Source organism: Streptacidiphilus sp. ASG 303, assembly GCF_020991365.1.
GTDB lineage: Bacteria > Actinomycetota > Actinomycetes > Streptomycetales > Streptomycetaceae > Peterkaempfera.
In genome coordinates, this window is sequence record NZ_JAJLRA010000014.1 from 94,867 (window position 1) to 110,124 (window position 15,258).

At 78.4% G+C, this 15,258-nt stretch carries 16 protein-coding genes; 8 read left to right on the forward strand and 8 right to left on the reverse strand.

Features of this window, described 5'->3' with window-relative positions:
• Positions 1-379: 379 nt before the first annotated feature.
• The 3 genes from LO771_RS18645 (at position 380) to LO771_RS18655 (ending at position 3,131) form a co-directional block, all read left to right on the forward strand.
• Positions 380-1,516 (forward strand): serine protease, encoded by a 1,137-nt coding sequence (locus tag LO771_RS18645; protein ID WP_230653935.1) that lies wholly within the window; start codon positions 380-382, stop codon positions 1,514-1,516.
• Positions 1,517-1,681: 165 nt separating this feature from the next.
• Complete coding sequence (locus LO771_RS18650; protein WP_230653938.1) at positions 1,682-2,452, forward strand: hypothetical protein; 771 nt, start codon at positions 1,682-1,684, stop codon at positions 2,450-2,452.
• A 79-nt stretch (positions 2,453-2,531) separates the two neighbouring features.
• A complete protein-coding gene (locus tag LO771_RS18655) occupies positions 2,532-3,131 on the forward strand; it encodes a cation transporter (RefSeq protein WP_230653941.1) in 600 nt (199 codons plus the stop codon).
• A gap of 122 nt (positions 3,132-3,253) precedes the next feature.
• On the opposite strand, the gene LO771_RS18660 is transcribed toward LO771_RS18655, so the two are convergent.
• Positions 3,254-3,676 (reverse strand): arsenate reductase ArsC, encoded by a 423-nt coding sequence (locus LO771_RS18660; RefSeq protein WP_230653943.1) that lies wholly within the window; start codon positions 3,674-3,676, stop codon positions 3,254-3,256.
• A gap of 97 nt (positions 3,677-3,773) precedes the next feature.
• Here LO771_RS18660 and LO771_RS18665 point away from each other — a divergent pair, with 97 nt between their 5' ends.
• Positions 3,774-4,085, forward strand: a complete 312-nt coding sequence (locus LO771_RS18665; protein WP_230653945.1) for a helix-turn-helix transcriptional regulator — start codon at positions 3,774-3,776, stop codon at positions 4,083-4,085.
• Between the two features lie 65 nt (positions 4,086-4,150).
• Positions 4,151-4,939 carry an aquaporin gene (locus LO771_RS18670; RefSeq protein WP_230653946.1) on the forward strand — a complete coding sequence of 263 codons (789 nt, stop codon included), beginning with the start codon at positions 4,151-4,153 and terminating at the stop codon, positions 4,937-4,939.
• Positions 4,940-5,006: 67 nt separating this feature from the next.
• On the opposite strand, the gene LO771_RS18675 is transcribed toward LO771_RS18670, so the two are convergent.
• Both LO771_RS18675 and LO771_RS18680 read right to left on the reverse strand, forming a co-directional pair.
• Positions 5,007-5,480, reverse strand: a complete 474-nt coding sequence (locus LO771_RS18675; RefSeq protein WP_230654041.1) for a GNAT family N-acetyltransferase — start codon at positions 5,478-5,480, stop codon at positions 5,007-5,009.
• Positions 5,481-5,526: 46 nt separating this feature from the next.
• Positions 5,527-5,880: a helix-turn-helix transcriptional regulator gene (locus LO771_RS18680; RefSeq protein ID WP_230653947.1), complete on the reverse strand. Its 354-nt coding sequence runs from the start codon at positions 5,878-5,880 to the stop codon at positions 5,527-5,529.
• Between the two features lie 125 nt (positions 5,881-6,005).
• Between LO771_RS18680 and LO771_RS18685 the strand changes: the two genes are divergently transcribed.
• Both LO771_RS18685 and LO771_RS31380 read left to right on the forward strand, forming a co-directional pair.
• The gene (locus LO771_RS18685) at positions 6,006-7,388 is read left to right on the forward strand and encodes an FAD-dependent oxidoreductase (RefSeq protein WP_230653948.1); all 1,383 of its coding nucleotides are present in this window, start codon (positions 6,006-6,008) and stop codon (positions 7,386-7,388) included.
• A gap of 264 nt (positions 7,389-7,652) precedes the next feature.
• On the forward strand, positions 7,653-8,939 hold the full coding sequence (locus tag LO771_RS31380) for a methyltransferase domain-containing protein (protein ID WP_308188942.1): 1,287 nt from the start codon (positions 7,653-7,655) through the stop codon (positions 8,937-8,939).
• Between the two features lie 166 nt (positions 8,940-9,105).
• Here LO771_RS31380 and LO771_RS18700 read toward each other — a convergent pair whose 3' ends face one another.
• The 3 genes from LO771_RS18700 to LO771_RS18710 form a co-directional block, all read right to left on the reverse strand.
• Positions 9,106-9,624, reverse strand: a complete 519-nt coding sequence (locus tag LO771_RS18700; RefSeq protein WP_230653949.1) for a pyridoxamine 5'-phosphate oxidase family protein — start codon at positions 9,622-9,624, stop codon at positions 9,106-9,108.
• 175 nt (positions 9,625-9,799) lie between these two features.
• The gene (locus tag LO771_RS18705; protein WP_230653952.1) at positions 9,800-10,549 is read right to left on the reverse strand and encodes a response regulator; all 750 of its coding nucleotides are present in this window, start codon (positions 10,547-10,549) and stop codon (positions 9,800-9,802) included.
• Entirely contained in the window at positions 10,546-12,441 is a 1,896-nt protein-coding gene (locus LO771_RS18710; RefSeq protein ID WP_230653954.1) for a sensor histidine kinase, read from the reverse strand. Before LO771_RS18710 ends, LO771_RS18705 begins: the two co-directional genes overlap by 4 nt.
• A gap of 320 nt (positions 12,442-12,761) precedes the next feature.
• Between LO771_RS18710 and LO771_RS18715 the strand changes: the two genes are divergently transcribed.
• Positions 12,762-14,144, forward strand: coding sequence for a cation:dicarboxylate symporter family transporter (locus LO771_RS18715; RefSeq protein ID WP_230653956.1), 1,383 nt, complete (start codon positions 12,762-12,764; stop codon positions 14,142-14,144).
• A gap of 109 nt (positions 14,145-14,253) precedes the next feature.
• Here the strand turns inward: LO771_RS18715 and LO771_RS18720 are convergent, their stop codons facing one another.
• Both LO771_RS18720 and LO771_RS18725 read right to left on the reverse strand, forming a co-directional pair.
• Complete coding sequence (locus tag LO771_RS18720; RefSeq protein WP_374228192.1) at positions 14,254-14,910, reverse strand: ATP/GTP-binding protein; 657 nt, start codon at positions 14,908-14,910, stop codon at positions 14,254-14,256.
• Positions 14,891-15,220: a DUF742 domain-containing protein gene (locus LO771_RS18725; protein ID WP_230654047.1), complete on the reverse strand. Its 330-nt coding sequence runs from the start codon at positions 15,218-15,220 to the stop codon at positions 14,891-14,893. Before LO771_RS18725 ends, LO771_RS18720 begins: the two co-directional genes overlap by 20 nt.
• Between the last annotated feature and the right edge of the window lie 38 nt (positions 15,221-15,258).

Genomic DNA, 15,258 nt, shown 5'->3' on the forward strand with positions numbered 1-15,258 from the left:
CTTGACCGGCAGCACTCCCGACGCCGGTCCGCACGTCCGGCACCCTGTCCAACGCGCCCGCGCCGCCCGGGGCACGGCCCGGCACCGGACGGCCCGCGTCCGGCCGCCCGGACGCGGCCGGTGCGGCCGCGGGTGTCACCCGTTCGGCCCTACGTGCTGGCGGGCCCCGAGGCCCGTCCCTACGGTGGCGGCAGGTGACTCGAACAGCCGCCCGGCAGCCGGGGCGTCCCGCCCCGCACGACCCCGGGCCGCACGTCCTCCGGGGGACGGCGCCGCGGCGCAGGTCCCGCGCCGCCGCCCCGCAGCCCCGCACGGACCTCCGTGCGGGGCGGCGGCGCGGTACGGAGCCCGCGCGGCACCGCGGAACCGAGGAGGAGACGTGACCGACCACCGTCCGCCGCTCCGGCGGCTGCGCTCCCGCGCACCGCTCGCCGCCGCGGCCCTGCTGCTCGCGGGCGTCCTCGCCCCGGCGGCCGCCGCGGCCCCCGCCGCCGGCAGCCCCGCGCACGACGCCGCCCGCCCCCGGCCGACCGCCACCGCCTCGGCCGGCGTCACCGCGAGCCGGGCCGAGGCCGCACGCATCGACGCGTACTGGACGAAGGCCCGGATGCGCGCCGCCAGGGCCATGCCGATGCCCCGGGCGCAGCACGCGCCGAAGGGCGCCGCCGGGGCCCCCTCCACCGCCGGGAAGCCGGAGAGGCCCGGGACGCCCCGCAGCGTCCCCGGCAGCGCCCCCGAGCAGGTGCAGCGGGACAGCTCCGGCCCGGAGAACGCCACCGGCCCGCTCCAGGTGCCCACCGCCCGCCGCTGGGGCGGCCAGGGAATGATGCCGGCCCGCAGCATCGGCCAGCTGTACTTCACCACCCCCGTCGGGGACGCCCGGTGCAGCGCCGCCGTCGTCAGCGCCGAGAACCGCGACACGGTGTGGACCGCCGGCCACTGCGTCCACCCGGGCGCCGGCGGGAAGGCCGCCTTCTACCGCAACTTCGTCTTCGTGCCGGACGCGGGCGGCGGCACGGAGCCGTACGGCCGCTGGACCTTCCGGTACGCGGGCACCACGCCCGCCTGGCAGAACACCGGCGACTGGCACTACGACGTCGCCGCCCTCGCCTTCTACCCGCAGGCGGCCCGCGGCGACCTGGAGGACACCGTCGGCGCGCAGGGCATCCGCTTCGACGGCGGCACGTCCTTCTCCGACGTGTTCACCTTCGGGTACCCGCTCGACGGCTACCGGCGGACGGACCTCGACGGCCAGGACCTCTGGTACTGCGAGGGGCCCGTCTCCCCCGTCGGCGCGGCCGACGACACCCTGGTCCTGCGGTGCGACATGGGCCACGGCTGCAGCGGCGGCCCCTGGGTCGCCGGCCTGGGGCTCGGCCGCGGCTGGGGCTGGATCGTGGGCGTCAGCAGCCACCGCGACACCGACTCCACCGGGGCTTGGACCAACGGCCTGCTCTACGGCACCCACCAGGGCACCGCGGCGGCCCGCGTCTACGACGACGTGTCCACGCACTGACCCGGGACCCGGCCGGACCCCGTCCCGGCCCGCCCGCCCCGGACCCGCGCGGCCCGTCCGGGGCGGGCGGGTTGCTCCGTACACCTCTCGACGCCGCGCCGCGGCCTGGCTAGTCTGCGCGCACCGGGCGGCCCGCGCCGCGCCCGCACCCCGAGGAGGACCGTGGTGACGACCGCCGACGAGGACGCGTTCTACGTCCTCACCGGGCTGCTGCTGACCCCCGCGCAGTTCCCGAGCGTGCTCGCCGACGACTACCCGGCCGCCTGCGGGGCGCTCGCCCTGGAGCCGTGGGAGGCGGGGTACGGGCTCGTCCTCGGGCAGGACGCCGCCGGCGCCCGCTGGACCCTGGTCACCCACGACGCGGCGCTCGTCGGCTGCGCCGTCGCGGCCTGGGACTGCGGCCTGGAGTACGACCTCGACCCGCCGGAGCGGACCGTGGTGGCGACCCGGGCCGGCTGGCCGCTGGCCCTCGCCGTGCAGGCCCCCGGCGTGCCCGCGCCGCACGACCCGGAGGGCGCCGACGGGCCGCTGCTGGCCCCGCCCGACCCCGGGGCGTGGGGGCCCGCCCAGCGGCGCATGGGCGCCGACGACGTGGGCCGCGACTGGCGCGCCTGGCGCGGCTCCACCGACGCCGGGGTGCGGTTCGCCGCACCGGGGAGCGGCCCCGGGCACGAGGGCGTCGCCCGGGTGCTCCGCGAGGCCGCCGCCTACCTCGGGGACCCACCCCCGCCCGGCCGGGTGCGCTCCGCCCCCGCCGCGGACGGCGCCCGCACCGTCCGCGCCGACGGGCCCGGCTGGAGCCTGGTCGCCCGCACGGACGACATCGCCTTCGTCCTCCTCGACGAGGAGCCCGGCCAGGTGCTGCCCGTGGGCCGCGGGCCCTCCCTCCCCGGCCTCCTGGAGGGCCTGGACCGGCTGGCCCGCGAGCACGGCTGACGCGGCGTCACCCGGCCTCCCCCCGCAGGGCGCCCGGCCCGGCCGCGGGCGGCCGGCGGGGCTCTGGGACAATCGCGCGGTGGCCCGCACCGATGACACCGCCCGCCGGAGCCTGCTCCGCCGCGGCCTCGCCCTGGAGTACGCCACCCTCGGCTGGAACGTGGCCGGCATCGCGGTGCTCGCCGTCGCGGCGGTCGCGGCGCGGTCGGTCGCCCTGGCCGGGTTCGGCCTGGACTCGCTGATCGAGATCGGCGCCTCCGCCGTCGTGGTCTGGGAGCTGTCCGGCACCGGGGAGGAGCGCCGCAGGCGCGCACTGAAGCTGATCGGCGGGGGCTTCGCGCTGCTGGCCGCCTACCTGCTGGTGCAGTCCACCTGGGTGCTGGCCGCCGGCTTCCGCCCGCACCCCTCGCCGCTGGGCATCGCCTGGACCGCGGTGACCGCCGCGGTGATGCTCGCGCTCGCCGCGGGCAAGGCCCGGATCGGCGGCGCGCTGGACAACCCGGTGCTGAGGACCGAGGGCCGGGTCACCCTGGTCGACGGCCTGCTGGCCGCCGCCGTGCTGGCCGGCCTGGTGCTCAACTCCCTGGCCGGCTGGTGGTGGGCCGACCCGGCGGCCGGGTACGTCCTGGTGGCCTACGCGGTGCGCGAGGCCGGGGAGGTCCTCCTCGGCGGCCCCTGAGGGCTCCCGCCGGCCGGCGGCGCGGCTCCCGGCCCCCACGGCCGGCCGCCGGGGGCCGGGCCCTCCCGGAGCCGGCGGAGCGGACGTCGGCGCGGGCCGGCGCGGTGCCGGCCGCGGGGGTGTCAGCCCTCCTGCCCGGACCGGGCGTCGATCTCGGCGACGAGGCCCTCGACGAGGCCCCTGATCTCGTCGCGGATCGGGCGGACGGCCTCGACTCCACGGCCGGCCGGGTCGTCGAGCGTCCAGTCGAGGTACTTCCTGCCGGGGAAGTACGGGCAGGCGTCGCCGCAGCCCATGGTGATGACGTAGTCGGACGCCTGGACGGCCTCGGTGGTGAGGATCCTCGGGATCCGGTCGGAGATGTCGATGCCCAGCTCGGCCATCGCGGCGACGGCGGCCGGGTTGACCCGGTCGCCGGGGGCCGAGCCGGCGGAGCGGACCTCGACGCGGTCGCCGGCGAGGTGGCGCAGGAAGCCGGCGGCCATCTGCGAGCGGCCGGCGTTGTGGATGCAGACGAACAGCACGGAGGCGGCGGGAGCGGGCATCGTCGTGGTTCCTTCGATGGGTGCGGCTCAGTGCCCCGGGGGGCGGCCGGGGAGGGGACTCGCCAGGCGGGCCCGGCGCCCGGTAACGTATCAGCCCATGGTGACGTCAGTCGACGGTGATGTGTTGAAGGTGCTGGCCGACCCGCTGCGGATGCAGATCGTGCGGCTCCTCGCCCGTGAGGCGCTGTGCACGACGCACCTGGTGGAGGAGACCGGCGCCAAGCAGACCAACCTGTCCAACCACCTCAGGGCCCTGCGGGACGCGGGCCTGGTCGACACCGAGCCCTGCGGGCGTTTCACCTACTACTCGCTGCGTCCCGAGGCCATCGCGGCCCTGGCGGCGGAGCTCGCCGGGCTGGCGGCCACCGCCCGCGAGGCCTCCGCGGCCGGCCGCAGGCGGTCCTGCTGAACCACCCCGGTCCCGACCCGGCGGCACGCCCCGCCCCGCCCCGCCCCCCGCACAGGAGTGCCCTGATGAACGCCACAGACGCGGCCGTACCCGAGACCACCGCGGCGGGGGCCGACCCGGCCCCCGACCGGGGGGACCCCCGCGCCGCCGAGCCGCCGGCGGCCCCGCTGGCGAACCGGGTGGCGGCCGAGCTCGTGGGCACCGCCGCACTGGTCGCGGTGGTGGTGGGCTCCGGCATCCAGGCCGCCGGGCTCAGCAGGGACGTCGGCCTGCAGCTGCTGGCCAACTCGCTGGCCACCGTGTTCGGCCTCGGCGTGCTCATCCTGCTGCTCGGCCCGGTATCGGGCGCGCACTTCAACCCGGTCGTCACGCTCGCCGCGTGGTGGACCGGCCGCAGGGACCCGAGGGGCCCGGGCCCGCGCGAGGTCGCCGCCTACATCGCGGCGCAGGTCGCGGGGGCGATCGGCGGGGCGGTCCTGGCGGACGCCATGTTCGGCCGGGCGCTGGTGGAGTGGTCGGCCCACGACCGCTCGGCCGGACACCTGCTGCTCGGCGAGGCCGTCGCCACCGCCGGCCTGGTGCTGCTGGTCCTCGGCCTGGCCAGGACCGACCACCTCCGGTTCGCACCCGTCGCGGTCGCCTCCTACATCGGCGCCGCGTACTGGTTCACCTCCTCCACCTCCTTCGCCAACCCGGCGGTGTCGATCGGCCGCGCGTTCACCGACACCTTCGCCGGCATCGCGCCGGGCTCGCTGCCCGGCTTCATCGCCGCGCAGCTGGTCGGCGGGGCGGCCGGCCTGCTCCTGGTCGCGCCGGTCTTCGGCCGCCGCCGCGCGGCCGCCCCGGCCGAGTAGCCGCACCCCCGCCGCACGCCGACGGCCCCGCCCCGGACGGGGCGGGGCCGTCTGCGTGCGCACGGGGTCAGTCGACGACGGGGCTGCGGCGCTCGATCAGCAGCACGTCGCGCCAGGTCCCGCGGTGGCGGGCGACACGCTCGCGGGTGCCGATCACCCGGAACCCCGCCCGGGCGTGGAGGGCGAGGCTCGCGGTGTTCTCCGGGAACACCCCGGACTGGATGGTCCAGATCCCGGCCGCCTCGGTCGAGGCGATCAGCTCCCGGAGCAGGGCGCCGGCGACGCCGCGGCCGCGCGCGCCGGGGTGCACGTACACGGAGTGCTCGACGACGCCCGCGTACGCGGGCCGGGCGGAGACCGCGCTCACCGCGGCCCAGCCCAGCACCTCGCCGGCCGCCCCCAGCGCGACGTGCCGGTGGCCGGGGAGCCGGGCGGCGTCGAAGGCGTCCCAGGCCGGGGCGGCGGTCTCGAAGGTGGCGTTGCCCTCCTCGATGCCCGCCCGGTAGATCGCGAGGACCTGCTCGGCGTGCTCGGGCCCCATCGGGCCGAGGGTGGCGGCGGCGTGCGGCACCGGGTGCTCCTCCGGGTCAGCGGGACAGGTCGAGCAGGGCGGCCATCCCGGCCACCACCGAGGGTGCGACCCGGTAGTAGACCCAGGTGCCGCGCCGCTCGCTGGTGAGCAGGCCCGCCTCGCGGAGCTTCTTCAGGTGGTGGGAGACGGTCGGCTGGGACACCCCCACGTCCTGGATGTCGCACACGCACGCCTCCCCGCCGGGGTGCGAGGCGACCCTGGAGAAGAGCCGCAGCCGGACCGGGTCGGACAGCGCCTTGAACATCGCGGCCATCCGCACCGCGTCCTCGGCGGACAGCTCGGCCGAGGTGATCGGCGGGCAGCACGGCGCGGCGTCCGGCTCCAGGACCGGCACCTTCGGATTCGACATGTGTCTATGTTGACACCGGTCGATCCCGGGTGGCAAGGTCGGGACCGCCAGCACATCGACGCTTGTCGAATCAGCCGGGGGGCGGGAGTGCCGCCGCCCCGCCCACCGCGAAGGGGACCATCGCCATGCCCGAAGGCTCCGACCTGCCCGTCCTCGTCATCGGCGCCGGCCCGGTCGGGCTCGCCGCCGCCGCCCACCTCACCGGGCGCGGCCTGCCCGCCCTGGTGCTCGAAGCGGGCCCGGCCGCCGGCAGCGCGGTGCGCGCGTGGGGCCACGTGCGGCTGTTCTCCCCCTGGGCCGAACTGGTCGACCCCGCCGCCGAGAAGCTCCTCGCCCCCACCGGCTGGACCCGCCCCGACCCCGCCTCCTACCCGACCGGCGCCGACTGGGTGGAGCTGTACCTGCAGCCGCTCGCCGACGCCCTCGGCGACAGGGTCCGCTGCGGCGCCCGGGTCACCGGCGTCGCCCGCGCCGGCCGCGACCGCGTCGTCGACTCCGGCCGCGAGGACCAGCCCTTCACCGTCCACGTCACCCGCGCCGACGGCACCGAGGAGCGGATCACCGCCGCCGCGGTCGTCGACGCCTCCGGCACCTGGTCCACCCCCGGCCCCCTCGGCGCCGACGGCCTGCCCGCGGTCGGCGAGAGGACCCACGCCGCCCGCATCTCCTACCGCGTCCCGGACCTGGGGGACCCCGCCGTCCGCGCCCGGTACGCCGGCCGGCGCACCGCCGTCGTCGGCTCCGGCGCCTCCGCCTTCACCGCCCTGGCCGCACTCGCCGGCCTGGCCGAGGAGGAGAGCGGCACCCACGCCGTGTGGGTCCTGCGCCGCGGCATCACCGGCTCGACCTTCGGCGGCGGAAGCGCCGACCAGCTCCCCGCCCGGGGCGCCCTCGGGCTCGCCGCCAGGGCCGCCGTCGAGAGCGGCCACGCCGTCGCCCTGACCGGCTTCCGCACCGCCGCCGTCGAGCGGAGCGGCGACAGGCTCGCCCTCGTCTCCGAGGACGGCCGCCGCGCCGGGGACCTGGACGAGATCGTCGTCCTGACCGGCCTGCGCCCCGACCTGTCCTTCCTGACCGAGCTGCGGCTCGGTCTGGACGAGCGCCTCGAGGCCTCCGCCGCCCTCGCGCCGCTGATCGACCCCAACCGGCACTCCTGCGGCACCGTCCCGCCGCACGGCGCGGGCGAGCTCTCCCACCCCGAGCGGGGCGTCCACCTGGTCGGCATGAAGTCCTACGGCCGTGCCCCGACCTTCCTCGCCATGACCGGCTACGAGCAGGTCCGCTCCGTCGCCGCCCACCTCGCCGGCGACCGGGAGGCCGCCGAGCGCGTCGAGCTCACCCTGCCGGAGACCGGCGTGTGCGGCGGCGCAGGCCTCTTCGACCGGCCCGACGCGCAGCAGGACGCGGGCGGCGGCTGCTGCGCGGCCCCGGCCGCCGCCCCCGTCCCGGTCGCCCTCGGCACCGGCGCCCCGCCCCAGGAGGCGCCGGGCGCCGGGGGCTGCTGCTGACCCGGCCCCGGGACGGCGGCCGCCGCAGCCGGGCTGCCGGTCGCGGCGGCCGCGCCAGCGGCTGCGGCGGGCGGGTCGGCGGCCGCGGGAGGGGCCCGCGGGGTGCGTGCACGCCCTGCGGGCGGGGGCGGCTCCCCGGGCCGGGACCGTGGAGGCGGGACAGGCCGGCCGGAAGACGGCCGCGGGCCGGCGGCGGGCGGCCCCCGGCCGGCAGGCGGCCCGTACGATGCGGGCACGGTCGGATGCAGGCGGAGGGAGCGATCCGTGGCGGTGCTGGTGGTCGAGCACGGGGCCGGTGAGGGCCCCTACGCGGCGGGCGACGCGCTGCGGCGGGCCGGGCTGGAGCTGCGGCACTGCCGCACGCACCTGGGCGAGGAGGTGCCCGGCGAGCTGCTGGACGTCGACGCGCTCGTGGTGATGGGCGGTCCGCAGGACGCCTGGCGCGACGAGGGCTTCCCCTCCCGGCGGGCGGAGCTGGCGCTGCTGCGGCTGGCCCTCGCGGCCGAGCTGCCGGTCCTCGGCCTCTGCCTGGGCGCGCAGCTGCTCGCGGAGGCCGCGGGCGGCGCCGCGCGGCGGGGGGAGGCGGGCCCGGAGGTGGGCTGGGAGCCGGTGCGGCCGACCGCGGCGGCGGCGTCCGACCCGCTGTTCGCCGGGTCCGGACCGGACGACCGCCGGGTGCTGCAGTGGCACAGCGACACGGTGGCGCTGCCGCCGGGCGCGGTCCTGCTGGCCACGGGCGACCGCTACCCGGTGCAGGCGTACCGGGTGGGCGCGTCGGCGTGGGGGCTGCAGTTCCACCTGGAGGCGGTGGCGGAGACCGTGGAGGTGTTCGCCGCGGAGGAGCCGGGGGCCCACGGCGGCGGGGCGGCACTGGAGGCCGCGCCGCGGCGGCTGGCCGAGCTGGCCCCGTGGCGGGACGCGGTGCTGGACCGGTTCGCCGCGCTGGTGGCGGCACGGTCGGAGCACACGCGCACCCGGGCGTTCTTCACCCCGCGCGCCGCGGACTGGGAGGAGCGCTTCCCCGACGACGGCCCCCGCTACGCGAAGGCCGTCGCCGAACTCGGCCTGACGGAGGGTCAGGCGGTGCTCGACGCGGGCTGCGGCACCGGCCGCGCCCTGCCGGCGCTGCGTGCCGCCGTCGGCGACGGCGGCACGGTCCTCGGCGCCGACCTCACCCCGGCGATGCTGCGCGCCGCGGCCGCCGCAGGCCGCGGCGGCACGGCCGGGCTGCTGGTGGCGGACTGCGCCCGGCTCCCGCTGCCGGACGCCCGCCTGGACGCGGTCTTCGGCGCCGGGCTCGTCTCCCACCTGCCGGACCCGGCCGCCGCCCTGGCCGAACTGGCCCGCGTCACCCGGCCCGGCGGGCGGCTGGCGCTGTTCCACCCGGTCGGCCGGGCCGCGCTCGCGGCCCGCCACGGGCGCGCCCTCACCCCGGACGACCTGCGCGCCGAGCCCAACCTGCGGCCGGTGCTGGCCGCCGCCGGCTGGGACCTCGCGCGCTACACGGACGCGGACGACCGCTACCTGGTGCTGGCGGACCGCCGGGCCTGAGCGGGGCCGGCCGCCGAGGCCCGGTGGCGGGGACCGCCGGGGGCGCCGCACGGCGGGGTGCGGCGCCGGCCGCCCCGCAGGGCACCGGGTGCCCCGGAGGGCGCCGGGCGGCGGCAGCGCACACGGCAGGGCCGCCGCCCGCCGCGGGGCGGCCGTGCGCCTGCCGTCACTGGACGGCGAGCCTCGCGGCGTCGGGGGCGTAGACGGTCATCCAGTGCGGGTGCAGCCGGTAGAAGACCACGTCGCCGTCCCAGTCGAAGGCGTCCTCGCCGTAGACGCCCTTGACGTACGCGAGCAGGTCCGGCCAGTCCGCAGCCGGCCCGCCGGCCTCGGGGTTGAGGGTCTCCACCGTGCCGTGCGTGAACACGCCCAGGTCCTCGCCGCGCATGTGCGCGACGCTGGCGGCAGGGCGGGCGGCCAGGTGGCGGGCCTTGGCGGCGCTGCGCGCCGTGCCGAAGCACCACGTGCCGTGCAGGAAGTGCCCGTCCACACCGCTGATGCGCGGCTCGCCCCCCGCCGTCACGGTGGACAGGGCGAGCGTGCACACGCCGGTCAGGACCCGGGTGAGCTGCTCCGCGGTCAGGGTGTGCCCGGCCGTGATCGAGCGGAGGTGGGCGGAGGAGCGGGACAGGGAGGCGTCGAGCAGGGCCTGGAGTGCGGCGAGCTCCTCGGGTGTTTCACGCACCGGGCCACTGTAGCCGGGGCGGGCCCGCCCCGGCATCGGGTCGGCGGCGGCTCCGGCCGCGGCCCGCCGGCACCTCCGGCCTCCACGGGCCGCTCCGGGGCCGTGGCACGGCGGCGGTCCGCCCCTGGGGCACGCCCCGGCGGGGCCGACGCGTCCACGCGGGGCCGGCGGCCCGTCAGACGGCCGGGCCGCCCTGCCAGCGGTAGCCGAGTTCGGGGCGGCCGACCTGGCCGTACCGGGGCTCACGGGCGGCCAGGCCCGCGGCGGCCAGGTGCTCCAGGTAGCGGCGGGCGGTGATCCGGGAGACCCCGACCTGCTCGGCGACCGTGCGGGCGGAGAGCGGTTCGGCGGCGTCCCGCAGCGCGGCGGTGACCGCGTCGAGGGTGGGCGCGCTGAGGCCCTTGGGCAGGCCGGTCCGCTCGGGCGTGCGCAGCGCGGCGAAGGCCTGGTCGACCTCGTCCTGCCCGGCGGCCTCGCCCGGCCGGGCGAGGGTGTCGCGGAAGCGGGCGTACCGCTCCAGGCGGTCGCGCAGCGCGGCGCCGCCGAACGGCTTGAGCAGGTACTGCACCACCCCGGCGGAGACCGCCTGCCGGACCATGCCCAGGTCGCGGGCCGAGGTGACGGCGATGACGTCGGTGGTGTGCCCGGCGGCGCGCAGGGCGCGGCAGAGCCCGAGGCCGTGGCCGTCCGGCAGGTACAGGTCGAGGAGCAGCAGGTCGACGGGGGTGCCCTCGTCGCGCCGCCGGTCCAGGAGGAGGCGGGCGGCGGCCGCGGTGTGGACGGTGCCGACGGGTCGGAAGCCGGGCGTGCGCCCGACGTGGAGGGTGTGGGCGGCCGCCGCGACCGGGTCGTCCTCGACGACCAGCACGTCGAGGGCGCGCCTGCCGCCGGGCGCGGCTTCGGGGGTCGCTCCCGGGGCCGTCACGGCTGCTCCGCCCCGCCCGCTGCGGCGGCCTGCGGGACGGCGGACGGCGGGGCGGCGGACGGCGGGGCGGCGGACGGCGGGGCGGCGGACGGCGGGGCGGCGGCCTCCGGGGCGGCGGCTTCCGGGGCGCTTCTGGCCGCGGCGGGCCGCGGACCGCGGGCCAGCGGCAGCCGCACGGTGAAGACGGCGCCGCCGTCCTCACCGCCGCCGGCCTCGACGGTGCCGCCGTTGCGCCGGGCGGCCTGGGCGACCAGGGCGAGGCCGAGGCCGCGGCCGTGGGCGCGGGCCCCGGAGGGCCCGGCGTCGTGCTTGGTGGACCAGCCCCGGTCGAAGACCCGCCGGAGGGCGTCCGGGTCGAGGCCGGGACCGGTGTCGGCGACCCGCAGGAGCAGGGCGGGGCCCTCGGTGCGGGCGGTGACGGTGACGGCGGGCGGGCCCGGGTGGCGGGCGGCGCCCTCGACGGCGGCGTCCACCGCGTTGTCGACGAGGTTGCCGAGGACGGTGACCAGGTCGCGGGCGGGGAGGGTGTCGGGGAGGACCCGGTCGTCGATGCGGCTGTCCTCGGTGAGGGCGAGGTCGACGCCGCGCTCGGCGGCCTGGGCGGCCTTGCCGAGGAGCAGGGCGGCGAGGACGGGTTCGGAGACGGCGCCGACGACGCGGTCGGTGAGCTCCTGGGCGAGGGCGAGTTCGGCGGTGGCGAACTCGACGGCCTGGTCGGTGCGGCCCAGTTCGATCAGCGAGACCACGGCGTGCAGCCGGTTGGCGGCCTCGTGGGCCTGGGAGCGCAGGGACTCGGCGAAGCCGCGGACGGAGTCGAGTTCGCCGCTGAGCGCCTGCAGCTCGGTGTGGTCGCGGAGGGTGACGACGGTGCCGAGCCCGCGGCCCCCGCCGGCGGTCGCGTCGCCGGTCGTGTCACCCGTCGCGCCGCCGGCGGCGTCACCGGGGGCCGGGGTGTCGCCGATGGCGGAGGTGTTGAGCACGACCACCCGCTCGGCGGTGAGGTGGACCTCGTCGCGGCGGGGCGGGGCGCCGAGGAGCGCCGCGGTGAGCGGGGCGGGCAGGCCGAGCCGGTCGACGGGCAGGCCCTCGGCGTCGTCGGGGAGGGCGAGCAGGGCGCGGGCGGCGTCGTTGCACAGGGCGACCCGGTGGTCCCCGTCGAGGAGGAGCAGGCCCTCGCGCACGGAGTGGAGGGTGGCCTGGTGGTACTCGTACATCCGCGCCAGTTCGGCGGCGCCCATGCCGTGGGTGTGGCGGCGCAGCCGGGCGTTGGCCACGTAGGTGGCGAGGCCGCCGGCGGCGAGGGCGGCCGCGGCGACGGCGGCCACGGCGAGGAGCAGGGGGCGCAGCCGGGCGCTGATGGAGCCGACGGTGATGCCGGCGCTGACGAGGGCGACGACCCGGTGGCGCCCGTCGAGGACAGGGGTGACGACGCGGACGGAGGGGCCGAGGGTGCCGGTCCAGGTCTCCTGGACCGTGCCCCCGGCGAGGGCGCCGTCGATGTGGCCGAGGAACGGCTCGCCGATCCGGGACGGGTCGGGGTGGGTCCAGCGGATGCCGCGGGTGTCCATGATGGTGACGAAGTCGACGCCCGTGTCGCGCCGGACGCGCTCGGCGTACGGCTGGAGGAGCGCGGAGGGGTCGGGGGCGCGGACGGCGGCGAGGACCGAGGGCGAGTCGGCGACGGCGCGGGCGGCGGAGACGGCCTGGCGGCGGGCGGCGTCCTCGGCGCGGGCGGCGGCGCTGAACCAGGCGAGGAGCGCGCCGCCGGCGACGACGGCGGCGACGATGACGGTCTGGACCGCGAAGAGCTGCCCGGCGAGGCTGCGGGGGCGCCCGCGGCGCGGGGCTCGGCGGCGCGGGGCGCGGCGCGGGCGGGCGGGGCGTGCGGTCATGCCCCACAGTGTGCCCCGGGCCGGGCCGGCGGCCGTCCCCGGGTTCGGCGGGCCCGCCCGGCGGCCGCCCGGCGGCCGGGCGACGCGTGCGGGCATGGGCGGGTGCGTGCGGGTGCGTGCGGGTGCGTCCGGGCACGTCCGGGCACGCACTGGTGCGCGGCCTGCCGCACGCCGCGCGGGAGCGGGGCGGCGGGGCGGCGGGGCGTGAACGTTATGAACGCAAACGTGACCCGGCTCACTCCGCCCCCCATAGTCGGAGCGGCCCACCACCCGGGCCGCCGTCGAAGCCCGCCGCTGCCGCCGGGCCGAAGGAGCCGCTCATGACGTCCGCCGCCCCCGAGGCGGGCCCCGTACCGGGCCGCCGCCGGGACAGAACCCACTACCTCTACCTCGCGGTCATCGCCGCCGTGGTCGCCGGCATCGTGCTGGGGCTGACCGCGCCGGGCGTCGCCGTGGAGCTGAAGCCGCTCGGCACGGGCTTCGTCAACCTGATCAAGATGATGATCAGCCCGGTGATCTTCTGCACGATCGTGCTGGGCATCGGCTCGGTCCGGAAGGCCGCCAAGGTCGGCGCCGTCGGCGGCCTGGCCATCGGCTACTTCATGGTGATGTCGACCGTGGCGCTGGCCATCGGCCTGGTGGTCGGCAACCTGGTCCACCCCGGCTCCGGCCTGCACCTCACCGAGGCGATCGGCAAGGCGGGACAGGCCCAGGCGGGCGGTGCCGCGGAGGGCACCACCGACTTCCTGCTCGGCATCATCCCCACCTCGCTGGTCTCGGCCCTCACCGAGGGCGAGGTGCTGCAGACGCTGCTGGTGGCCCTGCTGGTCGGCTTCGCGCTCCAGGCGCTGGGCCCGGCGGGCGAGCCGGTGCTGCGCGGGGTGAAGCACCTGGAGCGGCTGGTCTTCCGCATCATGCAGATGATCATGTGGGCGGCCCCGGTCGGCGCCTTCGGCGCGATGGCCGCGGTGGTCGGGGCGACGGGCGTCGACGCCCTGAAGAGCCTGGCGATGATCATGCTCGGCTTCTACGCCACCTGCCTGCTCTTCGTCCTGGTCGTGCTCGGCGGCCTGCTGCGGCTGGCGGCCGGGGTGAACATCCTCGCGCTGCTCCGCTACCTCGGCCGCGAGTTCCTGCTCATCCTCTCCACGTCCTCCTCCGAGAGCGCCCTGCCCCGACTCATCGCCAAGATGGAGCACCTCGGTGTGAGCCGTCCGGTCGCCGGCATCACCGTGCCGACCGGGTACTCCTTCAACCTCGACGGCACCGCCATCTACCTCACCATGGCGGCGCTCTTCATCGCCGAGGCCATGGACCGGCCGCTCTCCGTCGGCCAGCAGGTCTCGCTGCTCCTCTTCATGGTCGTCGCCTCCAAGGGCGCGGCCGGCGTCACCGGCGCCGGCATGGCCACCCTGGCGGGCGGCCTGCAGTCGCACCGCCCGGAGCTGGTGGACGGCGTCGGCCTGATCGTCGGCATCGACCGCTTCATGTCGGAGGCCCGCGCGCTCACCAACTTCGCGGGCAACGCCGTGGCGACCGTCCTGATCGGCCACTGGACGAAGGAGCTGGACCGCGAGCAGCTGGAGGCCGTGCTCTCCGGCGACCGGCCGTTCCGCGAGGACGGCGCCGACGCCGGGGAGCCGCACCCCGGCGCGGAGGAGGCCGCCGTCCCGGCCCAGCACGGCGAGCCCGCCGCGTTGTAGCCCTGCGCGCCGCGCCGCAGGGCGGCGCGCCCGGACCGCAGCGGCCCCGCCCGGACCCCGGGCGGGGCCGCTGCGTCCCCCGTGCGGCCGCCGCCCGTGCGGGACGGGGTCAGCGGGCCGCGGGGCCGCTCCCGGACGTCTCCAGCAGGCGGGCGGCGTGCACCCGCCCGGCGTGCTCCACCAGCCGGATCAGGACCTCCTTGCCGGACGCCCGGCTGCGGGCGTCGCACAGCATCACCGGTGTGCCCGGGTCCAGGTCGAGGGCGAGCGCCACGTCCTCCGCCGCGTGGTCGGGGGCGCCGGTGAAACGGTTCACCGCCACCACGAACGGGATGCCGCGCCGCTCGAAGAAGTCCACCGCCGGGAAGCAGTCGTCCAGCCGCCGGGTGTCGGCGAGCACGACCGCCCCCAGGGCGCCCTGGGCGAGCTCGTCCCACAGGAACCAGAAGCGGTCCTGGCCGGGGGTCCCGAAGAGGTAGACCGACAGCCCCTCCCGGATGGTGATCCGGCCGAAGTCCATGGCGACCGTGGTGGTGGTCTTCTGCTCCACGCCGTCCAGGTCGTCCACGCCCGCACCGGCCTCGGTCAGCTGCTCCTCGGTGCGCAGCGGCCGGATCTCGCTGACCGCGCCGACCAGGGTGGTCTTGCCGACGCCGAAGCCGCCGGCCACCAGGATCTTCAGCGCCAGCACCTGGCCGTCCCCGCCGCCCCCCTCCGGTGCGGCGGCGGGGGCGTGCGGGGATCTCTCAGAGCGCACGGAGTCCATTGATCACTTCCCTGAGGATGTGCTCGTCGGGGAGCAGGGCGGGCGGCAGCGGCCGGCTGACACGGATGTACGCGGCGTCCAGCAGGTCGGCCAGCAGCACCCGGACCACGCCGAGCGGCAGGTCCAGTCCGGCGGCGACCTCCGCCACCGAGAGCGGGCCGGACCGGCACAGGTCGAGGATGGCCGCCTGCTCGGGCCCGACCGGCGGGTCCTCGTGGGGCAGGACCTCGCTGGCGACCTGGGCGATCAGGTCGAAGGCGCCGTCGGCCGAGCCGGTCCGGCCGCGGGTGACGGCGTACGGGCGGACCAGCGGTCCGGCGTCGTCGTCGAACCAGCGCGCCGGGTGCC

What these genes read in the sequence shown, in the direction of transcription:
- LO771_RS18665 (WP_230653945.1), top strand. Translation starts at nt 3,774, where the DNA reads ATGGTGACGTCAGTCGACGGTGATGTGTTGAAGGTGCTGGCCGACCCG.
- LO771_RS18680 (WP_230653947.1), bottom strand. Translation starts at nt 5,880, where the DNA reads ATGTCGAATCCGAAGGTGCCGGTCCTGGAGCCGGACGCCGCGCCGTGC.
- LO771_RS18710 (WP_230653954.1), bottom strand. Translation starts at nt 12,441, where the DNA reads ATGACCGCACGCCCCGCCCGCCCGCGCCGCGCCCCGCGCCGCCGAGCC.
- LO771_RS18675 (WP_230654041.1), bottom strand. Translation starts at nt 5,480, where the DNA reads ATGGGGCCCGAGCACGCCGAGCAGGTCCTCGCGATCTACCGGGCGGGC.
- LO771_RS18685 (WP_230653948.1), top strand. Translation starts at nt 6,006, where the DNA reads ATGCCCGAAGGCTCCGACCTGCCCGTCCTCGTCATCGGCGCCGGCCCG.
- LO771_RS18660 (WP_230653943.1), bottom strand. Translation starts at nt 3,676, where the DNA reads ATGCCCGCTCCCGCCGCCTCCGTGCTGTTCGTCTGCATCCACAACGCC.
- LO771_RS18715 (WP_230653956.1), top strand. Translation starts at nt 12,762, where the DNA reads ATGACGTCCGCCGCCCCCGAGGCGGGCCCCGTACCGGGCCGCCGCCGG.
- LO771_RS18720 (WP_374228192.1), bottom strand. Translation starts at nt 14,910, where the DNA reads ATGGACTCCGTGCGCTCTGAGAGATCCCCGCACGCCCCCGCCGCCGCA.
- LO771_RS18670 (WP_230653946.1), top strand. Translation starts at nt 4,151, where the DNA reads ATGAACGCCACAGACGCGGCCGTACCCGAGACCACCGCGGCGGGGGCC.